The organism is Flavobacterium sp. LPB0248 (assembly GCF_013388355.1).
Taxonomy (GTDB): Bacteria; Bacteroidota; Bacteroidia; order Flavobacteriales; family Flavobacteriaceae; genus Flavobacterium.
The window spans coordinates 2374454-2394310 of record NZ_CP058246.1; the positions used below are offsets into that span (position 1 = coordinate 2374454).

The 19857-nt window shown below is 32.5% G+C and carries 23 protein-coding genes and 1 tRNA gene; 15 read left to right on the forward strand and 9 right to left on the reverse strand.

From position 1 onward, the window contains the following. Nucleotides 1–4: 4 nt before the first annotated feature. The 6 genes from LPB248_RS09825 to LPB248_RS09850 all read right to left on the reverse strand — a co-directional run bounded on the left by LPB248_RS09825 (nt 5) and on the right by LPB248_RS09850 (nt 8104). Entirely contained in the window at nt 5–1648 is a 1644-nt protein-coding gene (locus LPB248_RS09825) for a S41 family peptidase (protein WP_177211271.1), read from the reverse strand. Nucleotides 1649–1687: 39 nt separating this feature from the next. Next, complete coding sequence (locus LPB248_RS09830; RefSeq protein WP_177211272.1) at nt 1688–2983, reverse strand: HlyD family secretion protein; 1296 nt, start codon at nt 2981–2983, stop codon at nt 1688–1690. A 2-nt stretch (nt 2984–2985) separates the two neighbouring features. Next, nucleotides 2986–5178, reverse strand: a complete 2193-nt coding sequence (locus LPB248_RS09835) for a peptidase domain-containing ABC transporter (RefSeq protein ID WP_177211273.1) — start codon at nt 5176–5178, stop codon at nt 2986–2988. 140 nt (nt 5179–5318) lie between these two features. Next, a complete protein-coding gene (locus LPB248_RS09840; RefSeq protein ID WP_177211274.1) occupies nt 5319–5483 on the reverse strand; it encodes a hypothetical protein in 165 nt (54 codons plus the stop codon). 818 nt (nt 5484–6301) lie between these two features. Continuing rightward, nucleotides 6302–6484, reverse strand: a complete 183-nt coding sequence (locus tag LPB248_RS09845; RefSeq protein WP_177211275.1) for a hypothetical protein — start codon at nt 6482–6484, stop codon at nt 6302–6304. Between the two features lie 63 nt (nt 6485–6547). Then, nucleotides 6548–8104, reverse strand: coding sequence for a vitamin K epoxide reductase family protein (locus tag LPB248_RS09850; RefSeq protein ID WP_177211276.1), 1557 nt, complete (start codon nt 8102–8104; stop codon nt 6548–6550). A gap of 584 nt (nt 8105–8688) precedes the next feature. Here LPB248_RS09850 and LPB248_RS09855 point away from each other — a divergent pair. From LPB248_RS09855 to LPB248_RS09880, 6 genes are read left to right on the forward strand one after another with little or no spacing between them, the layout of a single operon-like run. Further along, nucleotides 8689–8838, forward strand: coding sequence for a hypothetical protein (locus LPB248_RS09855; RefSeq protein WP_177211277.1), 150 nt, complete (start codon nt 8689–8691; stop codon nt 8836–8838). Nucleotides 8839–8890: 52 nt separating this feature from the next. After that, complete coding sequence (locus LPB248_RS09860) at nt 8891–9040, forward strand: hypothetical protein (RefSeq protein ID WP_177211278.1); 150 nt, start codon at nt 8891–8893, stop codon at nt 9038–9040. Between the two features lie 47 nt (nt 9041–9087). After that, entirely contained in the window at nt 9088–9237 is a 150-nt protein-coding gene (locus LPB248_RS09865) for a hypothetical protein (RefSeq protein ID WP_177211279.1), read from the forward strand. Nucleotides 9238–9284: 47 nt separating this feature from the next. Further along, nucleotides 9285–9434 (forward strand): hypothetical protein, encoded by a 150-nt coding sequence (locus LPB248_RS09870; RefSeq protein WP_177211280.1) that lies wholly within the window; start codon nt 9285–9287, stop codon nt 9432–9434. 48 nt (nt 9435–9482) lie between these two features. Continuing rightward, on the forward strand, nt 9483–9632 hold the full coding sequence (locus LPB248_RS09875) for a hypothetical protein (protein WP_177211281.1): 150 nt from the start codon (nt 9483–9485) through the stop codon (nt 9630–9632). 49 nt (nt 9633–9681) lie between these two features. After that, the gene (locus LPB248_RS09880) at nt 9682–9831 is read left to right on the forward strand and encodes a hypothetical protein (protein ID WP_177211281.1); all 150 of its coding nucleotides are present in this window, start codon (nt 9682–9684) and stop codon (nt 9829–9831) included. Nucleotides 9832–9841: 10 nt separating this feature from the next. Here the strand turns inward: LPB248_RS09880 and LPB248_RS09885 are convergent, their stop codons facing one another. Next, complete coding sequence (locus LPB248_RS09885; protein WP_255462912.1) at nt 9842–11488, reverse strand: AraC family transcriptional regulator; 1647 nt, start codon at nt 11486–11488, stop codon at nt 9842–9844. Between the two features lie 286 nt (nt 11489–11774). Between LPB248_RS09885 and LPB248_RS09890 the strand changes: the two genes are divergently transcribed. The 9 genes from LPB248_RS09890 (at nt 11775) to LPB248_RS09930 (ending at nt 18793) form a co-directional block, all read left to right on the forward strand. Then, on the forward strand, nt 11775–12953 hold the full coding sequence (locus LPB248_RS09890) for an acyl-CoA dehydrogenase family protein (RefSeq protein WP_177211283.1): 1179 nt from the start codon (nt 11775–11777) through the stop codon (nt 12951–12953). Between the two features lie 91 nt (nt 12954–13044). Next, nucleotides 13045–13827: a DUF3050 domain-containing protein gene (locus LPB248_RS09895; RefSeq protein ID WP_177211284.1), complete on the forward strand. Its 783-nt coding sequence runs from the start codon at nt 13045–13047 to the stop codon at nt 13825–13827. 117 nt (nt 13828–13944) lie between these two features. Then, a complete protein-coding gene (locus LPB248_RS09900; protein WP_177211285.1) occupies nt 13945–14718 on the forward strand; it encodes a helix-turn-helix transcriptional regulator in 774 nt (257 codons plus the stop codon). A 67-nt stretch (nt 14719–14785) separates the two neighbouring features. Next, complete coding sequence (locus LPB248_RS09905; protein ID WP_177211286.1) at nt 14786–15214, forward strand: hypothetical protein; 429 nt, start codon at nt 14786–14788, stop codon at nt 15212–15214. Between the two features lie 70 nt (nt 15215–15284). Further along, a complete protein-coding gene (locus tag LPB248_RS09910) occupies nt 15285–15827 on the forward strand; it encodes a cysteine hydrolase family protein (RefSeq protein WP_177211287.1) in 543 nt (180 codons plus the stop codon). A 15-nt stretch (nt 15828–15842) separates the two neighbouring features. Beyond that, nucleotides 15843–16667 (forward strand): helix-turn-helix domain-containing protein, encoded by an 825-nt coding sequence (locus LPB248_RS09915; protein WP_177211288.1) that lies wholly within the window; start codon nt 15843–15845, stop codon nt 16665–16667. A 71-nt stretch (nt 16668–16738) separates the two neighbouring features. After that, nucleotides 16739–17704 carry a nitrilase family protein gene (locus tag LPB248_RS09920; protein ID WP_177211289.1) on the forward strand — a complete coding sequence of 322 codons (966 nt, stop codon included), beginning with the start codon at nt 16739–16741 and terminating at the stop codon, nt 17702–17704. Nucleotides 17705–17777: 73 nt separating this feature from the next. After that, entirely contained in the window at nt 17778–18284 is a 507-nt protein-coding gene (locus LPB248_RS09925; protein WP_177211290.1) for a GNAT family N-acetyltransferase, read from the forward strand. A gap of 122 nt (nt 18285–18406) precedes the next feature. Then, a complete protein-coding gene (locus LPB248_RS09930) occupies nt 18407–18793 on the forward strand; it encodes a helix-turn-helix domain-containing protein (protein ID WP_177211291.1) in 387 nt (128 codons plus the stop codon). Nucleotides 18794–18809: 16 nt separating this feature from the next. Here the strand turns inward: LPB248_RS09930 and LPB248_RS09935 are convergent, their stop codons facing one another. Continuing rightward, a complete protein-coding gene (locus LPB248_RS09935) occupies nt 18810–19628 on the reverse strand; it encodes a KilA-N domain-containing protein (RefSeq protein ID WP_177211292.1) in 819 nt (272 codons plus the stop codon). 138 nt (nt 19629–19766) lie between these two features. Then, nucleotides 19767–19853 (reverse strand) — tRNA-Ser (locus tag LPB248_RS09940). Between the last annotated feature and the right edge of the window lie 4 nt (nt 19854–19857).

Here is a 19857-nt window from a genome sequence, read left to right on the forward strand (position 1 = left end):
TTAATTATTTACCATTTTTAGCAAAAAGAATTGCTCTTTCAAGAACTTCGTCCTTACCTTGCTGAATACCTAAAATTGTTGGTTTAACTTCGATATCTGGAACAATACCAATTCTTTGTGTTTCTTTTCCGTTTGGATAAAAAATTCCAAAACCTGTAAATATGGTTGAATAACCTTTTATAATTTCAAATCTACACGTTCCACCATCTGCACCTGAAGTCTGACTACCAATGATTGTGGCATTTGGAGCTGCTTGCAGACACATTACTAGATGCTCACCATGACTTTGCGTTTTTTCATTTTGCAAAATAATCACTTTGCCTTTATAATAATCAGCATTTGTTCTTCCTGTTTTTTGATCTTCTCTCCAAACATATCTCCCTGGATATGTCAAGTCCGCATCTATAAATTTTGCAAATGCTTTTTCTCCTGGATATAAATATTGTGCTATGTCTTCTTCAATATTTGGTTCTTGAGGGTATTTTCTGGCGTCAAAAACAATTGCTCTTGTATTTTCAAATTGCTTCATTACACTAGGAAGTTCATCTGCTTTTATTCTCTCAACATCAACATACCCAATACTATCATCCAATAATTTCCATTTCTCTGCATTTTTAGCATTTGTGATTCTTAATTTTGAATAGGTGTAACGTTTAACTTTTTTGACAGAAGTGGTGTTGTCACGAATAAATTCGATTTCGATTGATTCTGTTTTTCCATTGAAAACAGCCCAATAAATATTTTTTAAAATTGCAGGCATATTAGAGCCCTCTGCATATTTCAAATTTTCCTTGATTAAATCTCCTACTGCTTTTCCATCAACTTTTGTAACGACATCTCCTATTCTAAAATCATCAATTTTAGCTAGTGAATCATTTTTTAAAGCAACAACAACCGCTTTATTATCTATAAAAGCTACATCAGCAGTAATAAATTTATCTCCAAAATAATCATACATCTGCCTCATTTGAGTGGAAGCGTGCGTATCGTTTAGTTTTATTGAAATTTCACGCATCGCTAATGCAAAATCCATTTCAGATTCTGGATTACTGAATCGAGGCATCATTTCTATTAAAACAGAATCCCAACTTTGGTCCATTTTATATTTATACGGAAAAAAGTATTCCATTTGATTCCAATAACGAAAGAGAGCCAAAAGACGCAGATTCTTATCCGTCCATTTAAATTCCTTGTACTTAATCTCGTTTATCACTTCTATATAGGGATTAGAAGTGTAATAGAATTGCTGATTCTTATTCCTGTTTTCTTCAATAAACTTTAATTTTTTTGAAAGTGATTTCGAGAACAACTCCTTATTATTAAACCACGACAAGTCGAAGTTTTTATCAAAATATTCTTTTTTTACATCGGGTTTTAGAGTTTCTTGTTTTTTAATTTCTCCCAAAGAAACAATCCAATTTTCTAGCACTGAAGAAAATGCTTCAGAGGTCTGAGCTTCCTCGATTTTTGGCAAAATTTGAAATAGCTGTTCATCCCAATTTTTACTTCCATCGGTAACATTTGGATGATAATATTTTAGAAACCCCCAAACTTTGCAGGTTGTGGCTAACTTTTGAGTTTCTGTAATTGGTTTTGAAAAAGAGTATTGAAATAAGAGTAAAAAAGTAATTAGTAATGTTTTTTTCATTGATAACTTGGGGGTGGTTTAGGTTAGTTAAAATTAGTATTAAACTTGTTCAAAAATGTTCTTAAATTGATACAGAATTCTTTCAATTAAACGCAGATCTTCGGTTACAATTTCTGCGCTTCCTTTCATTTCCTGTTGAAAGGCAATCTGTTTATTATAGGATGTTTTCAGTCCGTCTGGAAGAGCCACGTCTATAAGCAGGTTTCCATCTTTATCGGGAACCAGTGAAATGTTTTTGATTTCGCCTTTTAAAACCCCAAACTCTCTGTCAGGGAAATTGGCTAGACGGATATTGACGCGCTGCCCCACTTTAATTTTTCCTGAATTTAGAGCCGGCGCTTTTACTTTTCCTATAAAACTGTTTTTAGCATCTGGAATTATTGAAAATACGTTATCTCCAACATTTATAGTCTGATTTTCATTCCAGACCTGCAAAAAAGTCACTTTGCCACTGATAGAAGATTTTAGCGCATAAGCCAGCTCCCAGTCTCTTATCACTTTTTTCAATTGATAGAAAGATTGTGACACGTTACGTCCGAGGTTAACCTCTTCTCTAGTGCTGTTTATCTGCGAATTCTGGCTTGATTTTGTATTGTCAATCAAAGAAGATCTCAGCTGAGAAATTGACGACAATAAACTTCTGTAATTCTTCTGCGCTTGAAGAAAACCCAATTTTTTCGCTTCCATTTCCTGTGCAGAAATAATCCCTTTATTGAATAAGGTTTCAAAGCGAGCCACTTCATTTTTCTGAAGCTCCAGTTCGTGCTCGTTAATTGATTTCTGTTGCTGCAGGATTTCGATCCTTTCGGTTATCTGCACTTTTTCGGACTGCTGTGCCCTGCTTTCCACCTGAAAAGGATGCAGGTCTTTATTTAGTTCTTGAGCCTGATAATCCTTCTGGAAAACTGCAAAAGCACTTTCTATTTCGCCTAACTGTTTGTTTTGAAGTATCTCAAAAGGAAATTCTTTCTTTGAGCCGTTTATATCATAACTATCAACAATCTTTTTCAGCAGGAAAACATCTTTATAATTGGCTGTGTTTTCAATGATGGCCAGCGTGCTGTTTTTTTCAACCAATGTTTTATTCCGAACCAGAATTGCTTCAATACGTCCAGAAGATTTTGACACTATTTTTTCTGGCGGGATATTGGTTGTAATGACGATCTCGGTTTTCACGACATCTGGATATTTAACGAACCAAGAAACAAAAAACAGCATGATGATAATGGCAAATATTAAAACGGTTCCCCATCGTATCATCCAATGTGGCACTCTAGTCAGGATATCCTGAACCTCTTCGCTTCTTAATTCAAATGTATCGTTGTTTTCTGCCATAATTAATTTCCTAACTGCAACTGATTTCTAACCAATTCAAAATAACTACCTCTCTGTTCAACCAGTGTAACATGATTTCCGATTTCAATAATTCTGCCCTTATCCAAAACCACAATCTGGTCCGCATTCATTACAGTACTTAATCGGTGCGCAATTACAATTACGGTTTTGTTCTTAAAGAAAATATCAAGCTTCTGCATAATTTCTTTTTCATTGTTAGCATCCAAAGCTGATGTTGCCTCATCAAAAAACAGAATTTCGGGATTTTTATACACTGCCCTAGCAATCAGCATCCGTTGTTTCTGTCCGGTACTCATCCCTACTCCTTCTGCGCCGATTTTGGTGTTATAGCCCAATGGCAATTCGCTTATATACTGTTTGATATTTGCCACATCTGCAGCATAAACCAGCCGCTCCTTATCAATTTTATCTACTCCAAAGGCAATATTATTGGCTATGGTGTCGCTAAAAATAAATCCTTCCTGCATTACAGCCCCAATGCTTGATCTCCAGGCATACTGCGATATGTTTCTAAGTTGCGAATTCCCAATTAGGATCTCTCCTTTTTCGGGTTCGTAGAACTTAAGAAGCAGCTTCATGAGCGTTGTTTTTCCGCTTCCGCTGGTTCCGACAATTGCCGTTACTTTATTGGCTGGAATTTTTAAGGTTAAATTATCTAGAACAGGAATATCTGAACCTAGATATCTGTAAGAGACATTTTTTAATTCGATATCTGAATCATAAGGGACATCATGAGACTGATGCTCTTCCTGCTGCGTTTCGTCTTCTTTTTCATGAATCTCAGACAACCTTGCCAATGAAATTTTAGCATCCTGAAGCTCTCTCACAAATTGGATAAGTTGTGCGATTGGGCCATTTAAACTGCCTACAATCGAACTAATTGCCAACATCATCCCCAGAGTAATTGAACCGTCGATAACTAATTTCGCAGATAAAAAAGTAATGAAGATATTCTTTAATTCATTTATTACCGACGACCCAATGGTTTGCGATTGTTCTAAAACCAGTCCTTTTATCGAAACCCTAAAGAGTCTCGCTTGGACATATTCCCAACCCCATCGTTTCTGTTTTTCGGCATTATGAAGCTTAATTTCTTGCATTCCGTTAATAAGCTCCATAACTTTTCCCTGCTCATTAGAAACTTCCGCAAAACGTTTGTAATCTAAAATCTCCCTCCGTTTTAAAAACATGCTTATCCAGCCAAAATAAAGAAGACTTCCAGCAAAAAACACCAAGAATATCTTTACATTGAAATAAGCCAGAACTCCTCCCAGCACAAACATATTGATAATAGAAAAAAGCACATTTAAAGACGATGTGGTCAGTATTTTTTCGATTCTGTGATGGTCATTTATACGTTGCATGATGTCACCTGTCATTCTTACATCAAAAAAAGAAATCGGAAGATTCATTAGCTTGATAAAGAAATCTGAAATCAGTGAAATATTAATACGCGTGGAGAGATGAAGCAGTATCCAGCTTCTTATGAGCTCTAAACCTGTTCTTCCTGCAAAGAGAAACAGCTGGGCAAAGAGAATCAGATAAATAAAATGGATATTCTGGTTCTGGATTCCGACATCTACAATGCTCTGGGTTAAAAAAGGAAATATCAGTTGCAGTAAACTCCCGGCCAGCAACCCGATACTTAGTTGAAAAAGATACGATTTGTATCGGATCACGTATTGGGACAAAATTCCAAAACCCAACCCTTTATGATCTTCTTTATCAAAATCAGACTGAAAAAATTTAGGTGTTGCTTCGATCAGCAGTGCAATTCCCTCCTTTGTCCCATCATCGGCATTGCTGCCAATCCACAATTTTAAAAAATCTTCCTTATTGTATTCAATTAGCCCAAATGCAGGATCTGAAATATAGTAAGTCCCTTTTTTAATTCTATAAAGTACAACGTAATGGTTTTTATTCCAATGCAGAATGCACGGCAACGGAGCTTCTTCCAATCTTTCTAAGCTCAGTTTTACTCCCAAAGTCCTAAAACCAATTTTCTCGGCGGCATCACTCAGAAACAGGAGATTGCTTCCATCGCGGGTCGTCTCGCTAAAATCTCTAAGATCCTGAATATGGATTGTCTTACCGTAATGTTTTGCAATAATTTTTAGACATGTGGGGCCACAGTCTTTAAAATCTGCCTGCTTATAATGAGCGAATTTTTTCAATCTTGTATTTAGGTTTATTTTAGCAATATTATACAAAAATTCTTAAAAAAATATTTATGCAGAACTATTTTTATCAAAAAAAGCTTTGTTTTAACAACAAAGCTTTTTTTGATATTTTTATATCCTAAATACTATTACAATTAATTACTTTTACAATATCCCTCACCGCCATCTGGAATAACGCAGTGAAAACCACTTTTACATGGAGGGTGTCCAGCACCGCAAGCAATTCCGCCTTTAATTAATCTTTGTTGATCTCTAGTTAGCTCTTGAGCTCCTTCTAATTTTAGAATTTTCTTTAACATGCTTTCTCTGCTTTTTAGCTTGTTTGCACTACACTCCTTTTAAGACATTTGAAGTTTCTGTCTGTCTCTATAGATAAACTATTTGCTCTTTTAAATAAAGAGAAGTAAATTCACTTCTCTAGTACTTTAAATACGATAAGTACTCGTATTTTAGTTTTCCTCTAGGAATATGGCACTTGATTAGCCCTAACCAAATAAAACTAATCAGGTGGCCAATTATCCTGAGAATCCCGACACCAATCATCAATGTTGGGATAATTTGCTCAATGTTCCACGATTGAGCGCCTACGAATTAAAAAAAACATGACTAAATTTTAAAAAGGCTTTATTTTACATTATTATAATAATTTAATAATTTTCAACTTAACAACAAAGACGGCTTGTATCACATATGCCCGATGATGTATTTAACGGACAAGTTTCGCCTAACGGTATTAAAAAACATCCAGCTTCTAAAGCATAAACCCAACATTCCGGAATTCCTCCTTTCATGGTTTTCTGTTCATTTTTATTTATGTAATGAGCACCTTCTAGCTTTAAAATCTTCTTTAGCATAATTAATTACCTTTTTATATAACAATAGTGTTTTTTATATTGCTATATACTATTATAAATTAGCAAGCAGTGTATTTCTCGACAGCATTATCATGGCAATTGATCTCTTGTAGATACTCATTTCCCAAAATATTTTTCTGTTCCTTTTTTGTCAGCTTTCTTGTTTCTTTACTTTTTAAAATCTTTTCTAACATAACTGGCTATTTACGTTTTTTGGTTTAAGCCTCAAATCTTAAATAACTTGATACTTAAAAAAATCTTCTTTAACAGCTTCCAACATAACGATTTGGTATGCAGTTCCAGTAAGCTGGTACTGTTCCAAATTCTGTACATCTTTTAGCTTTAAATCCATCTTCACAAATAGGAGCATGATCTCCGTTTATTGTTTTCAGCTCATTCGCAGTCAATTCTACTGCACTTTTCAACTTCAAAATGTTCTTTAACATAACTGCAGGTTTTTTTAATCGGGGGTTATTCTCTTCTATTTCAACAGTTGAAGCTTCTGTATCTTAAGCTATTTTCTCTAAAACTTGAACTTCGTCTACATAATCATTTAAGAAATATTTCAACTCATTCAATTCATATTCATTTGGAAATAGCCTTTCGTTTACAATTTTAATAGGTGTATAATTAAAATTGTTCATAGAGCACCAATCATATTGTTTCTGAATTTCCTGATTTATCATCATACTTACAGAATCAACATTCCATTTCTTAAGCCATTTCTTGTGCAACATTCTTTTAATGTACCAATCTGAAATCGCTTCTACCGTTTTTCCAGGTGTTGTTCTATTAATAGTTAAAAGTCTTTCAACAACTGCTTTGTAAGGATTATCGTTGTTTTCTGGGTTAATATTAAAAAGAACATTCAAATATATTTTGTCTGGAAACTTCAGTACCAAATCAAAAGCTTCTTGAAAAGTTTTGTAACAATGCCCGCAACTTGGACTAAGAATTACAGAAAGTCTAACTCCTGCATTTTTATTACCAAATGTCAAACCTCGCAAATCTTCAAACCCTTTTGTATATTTTACTTTTTTAGACAAGAAGTTCAATAGAGAGTAATTTCTTTTAAATTTCTTAAGCTCTTTAAGAGAGTTTTCGTTATCAAGCATTTTTCTAATCATCACTTTAACTGTCGCCCAAATTGGCATTAAAAGCAATAAAGAGAATACGTAAGGAAAAATTTCATTAAAACTAAAACTCAATGTAAAAAGATCTGACGAAAACCAAATAATGCTTTGAGCCAATATTAAAAATGATATTGCTAAACACATTATACACCATTTTTGAATCTCAAATTTTTGAATCCAGATCGAACAAACTATTATTGGAATAGCCAACAGACTTAAAAGCCCAACAAAAATAGCAGAGCTTAAAGGCTGTACTAATATTGCGATAATGCTTGCACTAAAGAAAAGTAATGGCAAATCTGAGAAACTTAACCATCTGTTTGCAATATCATCGTTGAAACTTATTACTGAGTGACAAGAAGAATTAGAACTTAAATTACAGAATTTTGAAATTACAGTGTTTTTAACTCCCCATTTTTCTTGAACAATAAATATGCTCACAATTAAACCAAGAACTGATGTTACCAAGAATGTGGTACTAAACCAGTCAAAACCATTATAGTAAAAAGACAACCCTGCTACAAGTACAAAAGGCAGAAAATATTTAAGCCAATTGTATTCGAATTTTAAATTATCTCTTGCTACTACGTTGTTTGGTTCAATGGCAACAATTACACCGTTCCAGTCTAAAAGGAATTTATCATAAGATAATTTCTGGCTTCCTTTTTTTGTGGTTGTAATTCTAACCCCACTTTTAATTTTTTCAACCAGTATCAACTCATCTTTAAAATACGCCAAAAAATTTGACGGCAAATCTTCGATCTGCTCTTTCGAAACTCTTACGGCTGCATTCTCTACCGAAAGCAAATCAAACGAGTCTGTAATGGCAAACAAACTCGGATAATTTGGATGAGACAAAAACAGGTCCTTGAACTCATTTTTGATGTCTGAGTATCGATTGATTTGTAGAAATTTTTGGACCAGTTTTAACATCGTTTTTGATTGTTTTTAAATCATAATTACACTGCAAAGATTGGGGTTTTTATTGATAAAAATCACATGAACACATACATTTTATTAATTATACCACATACAATTTATAAATTATACCAAGTATAGTACCACACACAACAATCTAATTACCAGATAGTTATATAGTTAATTTTTCAACAAAAAGCTCAGAAAGCCTATTTTCGATTAACGGTTTTGCTTTTTATCTAGTTTTGGATAAGTAATAATCTAAACATCATAAAACATGAAAATAAGGGCAAAAAAAACATACAGATTTCAAGAAAAAAAATCATAAAAAGGAGGTTCAAAAAAACGACTTTAATAGTAAAAAAAAGCCTCAAATCGGAAGCGAAAAACTCCCCTAAAAAGCAAAAAGCAATACCTTAATTTGAAAGTTTTATCTCGCAAATAAAACTAGATTTTTTATTGCTTTTGACCTATAAAACCCAAAAAAAATTTAGCATAAACCAAATTTTTTAGCGCTCTTTTGTCGCATTTGACAAAACTGCAAAAAAACAAATATGACAGATTAATAGTACAAAATAATAAACTAAATATTCAAAAACATGAAGAATAAAATATTCACATTAGCAGATTTCGAAGTAGAAAAAATAGACAAGAAAACTCAAAAAATTATTAGAGGAGGTGGCAACGATTCTACAGACCCTCCTATTGTAAGCTATCCTATAAAAACTAATGGTGGAGGAAACGGCTGATAGACATCTTAAAATAGCAAAAATTCCAAAAAAAGTAATCCAAAAAAAAGACATGAAAAATAAAATATTGACATTCAAAGATTTCGAAACAGAAAAAATAGACAGGAAAACTCAAAGAATTATTAGAGGAGGTGATGACGAACCTATTGATCCGCCTGTTGTAAGCTATCCTATAAAAACCAATGGCGGAGGAAACGGCTGATTCTTAATATATAATATCATAGTATAAAAAACTACAAAATTCAAGACATGAAAACTAAAATACTGACATTCAAAGATTTTGAACTAGAAAAAATAGACAAAAAAACTCAAAGAATTATTAGAGGAGGTGAAAACGAATCGATTGACCCGCCTGTTGTAAGTTATCCTATAAAAACTAATGGCGGAGGAAACGGCTGATTTGCATTTACAGATTTCAATTATAAAAAACAACTAAAAATTAAGACATGAAAACTAAAATATTGACATTCAAAGATTTCGAATTAGAAAAAATAGATACAAAAACACAACGAATTATTCGAGGAGGCGGTAGCGACACTGTTGATCCTCCTATTGTAAGCTATCCTATAAAAACTAATGGTGGAGGAAACGGCTGATCTTATTTTCAAATATGTAGTATAAAAAACAACTAAAAAATTTAAACCATGAAAACTAAAATATTGACATTCAAAGATTTTGAACTAGAAAAAATAGACAAAAAAACTCAAAGAATTATTAGAGGAGGTGAAAACGACTCTATTGACCCGCCTGTTGTAAGCTATCCTATAAAAACTAATGGTGGAGGAAACGGCTGATCTTATTTTCAAATATGTAGTATAAAAAACAACTAAAAAAATTTAACCCATGAAAACTAAAATATTGACATTCAAAGATTTTGAACTAGAAAAAATAGACAAAAAAACTCAAAGAATTATTAGAGGAGGTGAAAACGACTCTATTGACCCGCCTGTTGTAAGCTATCCTATAAAAACCAATGGTGGAGGAAATGGTTAATAATTCAAGCTTAAATATTGTTCGCAAATTGAGCTGGAGACACTCCAGTTCTTTTGCGAAACGATTTTGCAAATGAAACGGCATTTTTAAAACCAACACTTTCTGCAATTGCCTGAGTCGAATATTTACGATACAAATGATTTGTAATCATCTGATTAATAACATAATTAATCTTTAACTCATTTGAATATTCTCCAAAAGATTTTCCAAATCTTTTATTGACAACATAGGATAAATAAGTTGTATTGGTTTTAATTTTTTTGGCAACATACGAAAGCGTAAAATCTGCATTTAGATATTCTAGTTTCTCTTCTAGCGCCAATAATTTTTCTACGATTTTATTTTCTTTAGCCTCATCAATACTAAGATTTGCATTTTCTTTTTTAAGCTGTGTATCTTCTAGTTCTATAGACTCTTCCAAAACTATGTTTTTCTCTAATGCTGCTTTTTCAGATTCTTTTTTCTCAAGATTAGCTTTAAACTCTTCAATTAAAGCGTTCATTTTTTTCTGCGCTCTATTCTTATCTCTAATATTTTTAATCAAGAAAAATACAATCCCAACAACCAAAATAACATAGAAGACTTTTAGGGCTTTATTCCATAAAACTTCATATTTATATTTCTCTTGAATGCTCAACATCTCATCACTCAGATTTGCAGTACCCAATTTATAATTAACTTCTAAAGCTTCTTCCCTCAGTTGCCCCTCATATTTTTCATAAGAATCTAAATAAATTTTAGAATGCTTAAAAGCCAATTCAGGCTCGTTTAGAATATTATAAATTTTGGCCTGGACATAATTGGATTGAAAATAGCTCACATCTATTTTCTTTTCCTTAAGATAAAGCGAATCAACTTTTTTCAGGAATATCAGGGCTTTATCGTATTTCTTTTGAGCATAATAAAGATCTCCCAAATTATAATTTGCAGTCTTATAATAGTCCTCGTCATTATTTTGTTTCGCATACATTGCAATATCAAAATAAGACCTTTCGGCATTTTTAAAATCTTTTTTCAACAAATAGATATTTCCTAGACTTAAAGTAGCCGTCATTTTATTATCCATATAGTTTTGAGAATAGGTTATCGCCCTTTTGTAAAAGTATTCGGCCGAATCAAGTAAAAAGGCTTTACTTCGATTCTTCATATAATAACCTTCGTAGACATTCCCTAGATTGGTATAAATGTTACTTCTACTATTCTGAAATTGGTCTTTATCATAAAGATTTTCGTTCTTATCTAAAAAATCACTGTTTTGTCTAAGATTTTTAACGGCAAGTTCATAATTACCCACAGCTTCATTAACCAAGGCGATGTTACTTTTAAACTTTACAATCTGGATAACATCATTAGTTTTGATAGAGAGTTTAATTCCTTCCTGATAATTAGTAAGAGCATTACTAAAGTTTCGTCTCTTCCATTCTATCAATCCTTTATAATTATATAGGTAGGCTCTAAGATTTATTTTTTGAACAGATTCTGGCAGTTTATTATAATAAGCTAATGCCTTGGTAAACCATTCATCACTTTTAGCTCTATTATTTTTTAATTGATAAAGATATGATCCTGCACCATAGGCAAATGCTACGTGTTCATTGTTGTTGGATTTCTTTAATTCTTCTGCATACTCAAGACCCTGGTCGAAGTTACCATTCATGCTGAAACGAATTTTATCCTGTAATTCTAAGTACCTTTGTTCCGTGAACTCCTCTTTGATTTGAGCAGTCCCACTGGAAAATATTAATAGTAAAAAAAATAAAGAGATGATCAGCCTCATTAAGTTAGTTTTTGGTATTCAAAAATAGTCTATAAATTATCAATAAACTACAATTAATTTGCCAAATTCCTATTAATTTTATTTTTACCGTAAAATAATACAACAATTTAACCGGTATTTGTTATATTTTTATTATGTAAATTTGCTTTGCTAAAAATTAAAAAACATGAAACCAGACCTATTTCAATCTCCAGATTATTTTAACCTAGACGATTTATTATCAGACGAACATAAATTGGTTCGCGAATCTGCTCGTGCTTGGGTTAAAAAAGAAGTTTCTCCTATTATTGAAGAATATGCTCAAAAAGCAGAATTTCCTAAACAAATTATTAAAGGTCTAGGCGAAATTGGCGGTTTCGGACCTTATATTCCTGTAGAATATGGCGGTGCGGGATTAGACCAAATTTCTTATGGTTTAATTATGCAGGAAATAGAAAGGGGCGATTCTGGTGTAAGATCTACCTCATCTGTCCAATCTTCTTTGGTAATGTATCCGATTTGGAAATATGGAAACGAAGAACAAAGAATGAAATACCTTCCAAAACTTGCTACGGGAGAATATATAGGATGTTTTGGTTTAACCGAACCAGATCATGGGTCTGATCCTGGAAGTATGATTACCAATTTTAAAGATATGGGCGATCATTATCTTTTAAATGGTGCTAAAATGTGGATTTCGAATGCTCCATTTGCTGATATCGCTATTGTTTGGGCTAAAAATGAAGAAGGCCGAATTCACGGTTTAATCGTAGAACGTGGCATGGAAGGTTTTACAACTCCAGAAACGCATAATAAATGGTCACTTCGTGCATCTGCAACAGGAGAATTAATTTTTGACAATGTAAAAGTTCCTAAAGAAAACCTTTTACCAAACAAATCTGGTTTAGGTGCCCCGCTTGGCTGTTTAGATTCTGCTCGTTATGGAATTGCATGGGGAGCAATTGGTGCTGCAATGGATTGTTATGATACCGCTTTAAGATATTCAAAAGAAAGAATTCAGTTTGGAAAACCAATTGGAGGAACACAGTTACAGCAGAAAAAACTGGCTGAAATGATTACCGAAATCACAAAAGCACAATTATTAACTTGGCGTTTAGGAGTTTTAAGAAATGAAGGTAGAGCAACTACTGCACAGATTTCTATGGCAAAACGTAATAATGTAAATATGGCCATTACTATTGCACGCGAGGCCAGACAAATGCTTGGAGGTATGGGAATCACAGGCGAGTACTCAATTATGCGTCATATGATGAACCTTGAAAGTGTTATTACTTATGAAGGAACTCACGACATACATTTATTGATAACTGGAATGGATGTAACCGGAATTCCAGCATTTAAATAATTGATAATTATTAAAATATATACAAAATCAATCTAAAAAGCTTCTTCTTCACGAAGAAGCTTTTTATCTTTGCATCAAAATTTTTTCAAAAATGAATATCGAAACGATAAACAAAAGCATACAACCACAAAAAGACCAACTATTAAATCATTCTTTATACAATAAGATTCAAAATATAGACGACCTGCACAGTTTTCTTGAAACTCACGTTTTTGCTGTTTGGGATTTTATGTCATTATTAAAAGCTTTACAAGCCAAACTTACCTGTACAACAACGCCTTGGTTTGCTACAAAAAATCCAGAAACTAGATATTTAATTAATGAAATTGTTCTTGCAGAAGAAACAGATTTAAGTATTGACGGAAGAAGACAAAGTCACTACGAAATGTATCTTGAAGCTATGGAAGCCTGCGGTGCAGATACAACAGGAGTTTTAAACTTCTTATCAGAAGTAAATTCTCTTCACAATATATTTGTTGCTATCAAGCAAAGTAATTTACATCCAAATGTAAAAGCCTTTTTAGATTTTACATTTAGAGTTATTGAAGAAGGAAAACCACACGAAATTGCCGCTGCATTTACTTTTGGAAGAGAAGATTTGATTCCGAGTATGTTTACGGAAATCTTAAAGAACTTTCAAAAAAATCTGCCAGAGAGCGATTTAGCAAAACTGTTATATTATTTTGAAAGACATATCGAACTAGATGCCGATGAACACGGACCAATGGCAATGACCATGATTACTGAATTATGTGAGGAAGATGCTCAAAAATGGAAAGAAGTTGAAGAAGTTTCAATTCTTGCTTTAGAAAAACGTATCGGACTTTGGAACGCTATTGAAGAAGAAATTGTGATGAAAACTGAAATGGTTTAATAAACAAAATAAGTTCTTTAAAAAATTCCAATAACTTAAACTGTTTCAAAAACAGCTGAGTTATTGGAATTTTATTTTTCATACCTTTGAAATTCAATCTGTTGAAAACAATATCAAATGAAAATTATCGATTTTATTCCAACAGTGCAATTAAAGCCTTTTATTAAGACTTACAGAATTATTGAAAGCGAAGACGAATTGATAAATAGGGTTTTGCCCAGCACTTCTCTAGCAATTGCCTTTCGATGTAAAGGTACTGTCAGTTATATTAAAGAAAATCAATCCGACAAATTGCCAATTTCTACAATTTCGGGTATTCGCAGATCGGTTCGTTTAATTAATTACGAAAAAGAAACCACAACTCTTGTCGTTCAGTTTAAAGAAGCTGGTGCTAAAGCTTTTTTTAAAGAACCTCTTCATGAATTATTTGAAGAAAGTGTATCATTGGACAACTTCATTCCACAGCAAAAAATAGCAGTTATCGAAGAACTTTTAGCCGAAGCAAAAACCAATAATCAAAGGATAGCTGTTATCGAACAGTTTCTTCTGTCAAGACTTCACAATTACAAACCCGACGATTTAATCTCTGCTGCCATTACTATTATACAATCTAAAAAAGGTATCGTTAAAATAAAAGAACTTGCCGACTCACTCTATATCAGCCAAGACGCATTTGAAAAAAGATTCAGAAAAACAATTGGTTCTTCTCCAAAACAATTCTGTTATGTGATTCGCATAAAATCTATTATCAATCTTAAACAACAAAATCAAAATCTCACAGATCTAGCTTTTGACGCAGGTTATTTTGACCAGCCTCACTTCAATAAAGACTTCAAATTGTTCACAGGACAAACACCAACTGAGTTTTTCAGATTTCCTTCTTTTTGGTAAATCAATGATTTTTTACAATGATTTGGTTTTCACAATTCTGAATTTTACATCAATAAAAACAGAAATTATGAAAACAAATCTTTTAATCGGAATTGTCTTTTTGACATTGCTCGCCTATAAAGCAAATGCTCAATCAGCCACAATTAATTCACAAATTGAATCTAAAAAATCCGAAACCATGCAGCAAATTTTTATTGATAAATTTATCGTTCCCGAGAAATCAAAGCAAGAATTTTTAGAACGAGTACGAATCAACCGAAACTTCATAAAACATTTAAACGGATTTGTAAATGACAATGCTTACGAACGCACTGACGAAAATGGCAATTTAATTTACATCACAATTGCAGTTTGGGAAAATGAAACTGTTTTGAAAAATGCAAAAGAAGCTGTACAAGCTCATTATAAAAAAGAAGGGTTCAATATTTCTGAAATGTTCGAAAGACTTCACATCACTATGGAGAGAAACATCTACAAGGAATCAGAAAAAATATAATCGAAAAATATGTCTAATTTTGCACGAAGTTAATTCTTGATGATTTAAACTTAAAATTAAAAACGACATTATGCAATTAACATCTGAAGAATTACTGGTAATTATAGATCCTCAAAAAGACTTTACTGATCCAGAAGGTGTGTATGCAAAAAAACATCCCATCAAGCAGATAATAAAAGTCAAAAACAAGATTAACAGTCTAATAAAACAAATTGATACTAAGAGATTTGTGATTATTTTTTCTAATTATCAAAAAGACCAATTTGGCAACGGAATTTCAATGTGCATTGAAGGAACAAAAGGCCATGAAATTGATCTCAACTTTGATGATTCTTCAATCTTAATTTCAAAAACACAGCACAGCAGTTTTTCGTCTCAGGAATTTAAAAAATTCTTAAAAGAAAATAAAATCCGCCGACTTGTTTTATGTGGTTTTCTGGCAGAATACTGCATAAAACAAACGGCGCTGGACGGACTGAAAAGCGGTTATGAAATAGTTCTTCTAAAAGAATTAATACAAACTGGCGACGATGTACAGCATAGAATAGAAGAAGTTTTATTAGATTTACAAAACCAAGGCGCCACAATAAATGACAATTTCATTTATGAATAAATATGAACTGGAATCATGCAAGTTTCTCCACCAAAAGAATTATCACCTTATATCAAACATTATCTATTTTTAGATAATGCAGAAACTGCAATTCAAAAATTTCGTTTGTTTTCTGATGGTAATACTGGTCTTGTATTTTCTGTAAAAAGCAAGCTTATTTCTGGAATTAACAAACAGCAAATAAAAGATTATTTGCCTGTTTCATTTTTATACGGACAACTTAATGGCTTTAAAGATCTTTATTCTGAAAATGAAATAACTCTAATCATTGTCGTATTTCAACCCAACGGAATACATCAATTATTAGGAATTCCTGCCAGCGAATTTCACGATTCTATTATTCCGGTAGAAGATGTGTTTGACCAAAAGATTATTGAGCTGCAAGAACAATTATCAGAAGAAAACAATCAGACTCGTGTTGAGCTGTTAAATCAATTTTTCAGATCAGCAATTGCTTCAAAACCTTCTTCAAATCAGTTAATAGTGAATCACTCTTTAAATTTTATAATTGACAAGAAAGGTCTTTTTTCTATAAAACAATTGGTAGAATACACGGGCTATACCGAAAGACACCTCGAAAGAAAATTCAAAGAATGTATTGGTCTTAATCCTAAGAAATTTGGCAACGTTGTACGACTGCATTATTTTTTGAAACTATTGAAAAACAAACCCGACGACATCAATCTAACTGGAATTTGTTACGACGCTGGATTTTCAGATCAATCTCATTTAATAAAAGAGTTTAAAAAACATACCGGAATTACTCCAACAGAATATGTTTATAACACAGGAAAATTAGCCAATAATCTTATCAAAAGATTTCCTGCTTCAACATTCTAAAATGTCGGTTTTGTACAATTCACGACATATTGATAAAGCTATTTTTGATCTAATAATTAATAGCTTACTATATGAAAAATCTAAAAATTGCTACTGCACAATTTGAAAACAAAAGCGGAGACAAAAAATATAATCTATCTGTAATTGAAAAACTTTCTCAAAAAGCTTCTCATGAAGGGTGCGATGTAATTTCTTTTCATGAATGTTCTATAACCGGATATACATTTGCAAGAAACTTATCGAAAGACCAAATGTTAGATTTGGCAGAATTGATTCCGAGTGGAGAAAGCATTCTAAAATTAATCGAAATTGCCAAAAACAATAACATCGTAATATTGGCCGGACTTTTTGAAAAAGACGAAAACGATAATCTCTTCAAAGCCTATGTCTGCGTGGATAAAAATGGTTTAGTTGCTAAATATCGAAAATTACATCCGTTTATAAACCCGTATTTAACACCTGGAGATCGTTATTGTATTTTTGAAATTGAAGGCTGGAAATGCGGTATTTTAATTTGTTACGACAATAATATTATCGAAAACGTACGCGCAACAAAGCTTCTAAGTGCCGATATTATATTTATGCCTCACGTAACGATGTGCACACCTTCTACCCGACCTGGCGCTGGTTTTGTGGCACCTCAGCTTTGGGAAAATCGCGAAGCCGATCCAACTTCGTTACGATTAGAGTTTGACGGAATGAAAGGTCGTGACTGGTTAATGAAATGGCTTCCTGCAAGAGCTTACGACAATGCCATTTATGCCATTTTTTCGAACCCAATTGGCATGGACGACGATCAATTAAAAAACGGCTGTTCTATGATTATTGATCCTTTTGGAGATATTCTAGCAGAATGCCGCACTTTTGACGATTCTTTTGCAACGGCACTAATTACTCCCGAAAAATGTAATCTTGCAGGAGGAAGTCGTTATATAAAAGCTAGAAGACCAGAATTATATAGAGCTATTATTGGTCAAAATCACGAATCGGAACAAAATGTTGTTTGGTTGAACTCTGATAAAAAAAGCATAAATTAAACATTTCTCCTCTCTAAAGCTATTGAAAGATTTACCTTTGAAGATTCATTAATCGACAGAATAAAGCTTAATAATGGAATTTTTTAAAACTACAAACGAAGATATCGATACTGTTTTCGATATTTACAATCAAGCGACATCATATCAAAAAACAGTAAACAACAAAAGTTGGAGAGGTTTTGAAAGAGCATTAATAGAAAAAGAAATTGCCGAAAATCGTCATTTTATAATCAAAGAAGGAAACGAAGTCGCCTGTACATTTGTACTTACTTTTGATGATTTAATTATCTGGAAAGAAGCCAGTAAAGATCCTGCAGTTTATTTACATCGTATTGCTACAAACCCGAAGTTTAGAGGACAATCTTATGTCAAAAAAATTATTGATTGGGTTAAGCAATATGCTAAAGAAAATAATAAAGAATACATTAGACTTGATACGCACAGCGGTAACGAAAGAATAAATAAATATTATACCAGCTGTGGTTTCGAATACAAAGGAATAAGCACCATTGAATGGACCAACGAATTACCAGAACATTATAAAGAAGGTTCTTTTAGTTTGTTTGAGATTAAGCTTTAGTGTATAATTAATTGTCTGAAAAACTGTATTTTTGCATATATATTGAAAGCTGTATCTTACAAAAAGAACCTGTTTTTTACCAAAATATTATTTTTATTTAAGATTTTAAATATCTTTGATTTATGAGCACAACAACAAAACCAAGTCATATAGGACGCAAGATCAGCCGAATTCGCGAGCTGAAAGACATGAAACAAGAAGCTTTGGCACAAGCTTTAGGAATGAGTCAACAAAGTGTTTCTACCATGGAAAATAGTGAAACCATAGACGAAGACAAATTGAAAGAAGTGGCAAAAGTGCTTGGAATGACTGTTGAAGCCATTAAAAACTTTTCGGAAGAAGCTGTAATTAATTACTTTAATAATATTTATGATAATGCAGCTTTTAATAAACATTATAATGATTGCACTTTTAATCCTTTAGACAAAGTTGTTGAACTTTATGAACGTTTGGTACAGGCTGAAAAGGATAAAAATGAGTATTTGGAGAAGTTGTTGAATAAGAAATAAAAGCTTTTACAATACATTATTTTAACTTGTCTAGGTTTATATTACCTAATAATGATTTTATTTGTGTTATAGCAATAGCATTCAATTGTTCTAGACGTTGACTTTGTATCATCCCTTTATTTATTAAAACAGCATTAATACTTTCAATGTTACTAAGTACAACCAGTTGTTCAATTGTTGCTTCATCCCTTATATTGCCTGTGCTATTTGGGTTCTCAATACGCCATTGTTTTGCTGTTTTTCCAAACAATGCTACATTTAACAAGTCTGCTTCATCTGCATATATAAAATTTATTTTTTCTTTAGTAAGCAATTGAGGGATCAAATTCTCTTTTATAGCATCAGTATGTATCTTATAATTTACTTTTGCTAAAGTTCGCTGTAAATTCCATGTTAGATTTAGTCTTTCATTTTCTTCTTCTTTAAGTCTTTGAAATTCTTTTACTAACAATAGTTGAAACCTAGGACTAATCCACATCCCAAAATGAAAAGCTATGTCTTTGTGTCCGTAAGTCCCTCCATATCGCCCAGCAGTTGCAGTAAGTCCTATTGCACCTGTACTTTCTATCCAATGTTTTACCGAAAGCACAAAATTATTAGTACCTGCTTCATTTTTAATTATACCGAATTCGGTATAATTAAAATCTGGATTGTACAATGCTTCCCATTCTCCAAGATATTCAATTGTGCTTTTAAGGCTCAGCCATTTTATAATTACAACTTCTTGTAATTGACTACGTGCCATATCGGTTAAAGAAATATATTCTTCTCCTCCTTTTTTTGATAAGATAGTAATTTGAGTTCCTTCAACATTAATACTTTTTCCTTTTGCCATTCTTTTTTAATAAAATCATTTATACTCCTCCAAGCTTAATAATTACAACTTAATAGATTTAACACATTATAGAAAGTTAATAAAAAAACCTCGAAATATACATTTCGAGGTTTGGTATTATTTTTAGTTAAAAACTCGCAGAAAGGAAGGGATTCGAACCCTCGATACAGTTACCCATATACTAGCTTTCCAGGCTAGCTCCTTAAACCACTCGGACACCTTTCTATTT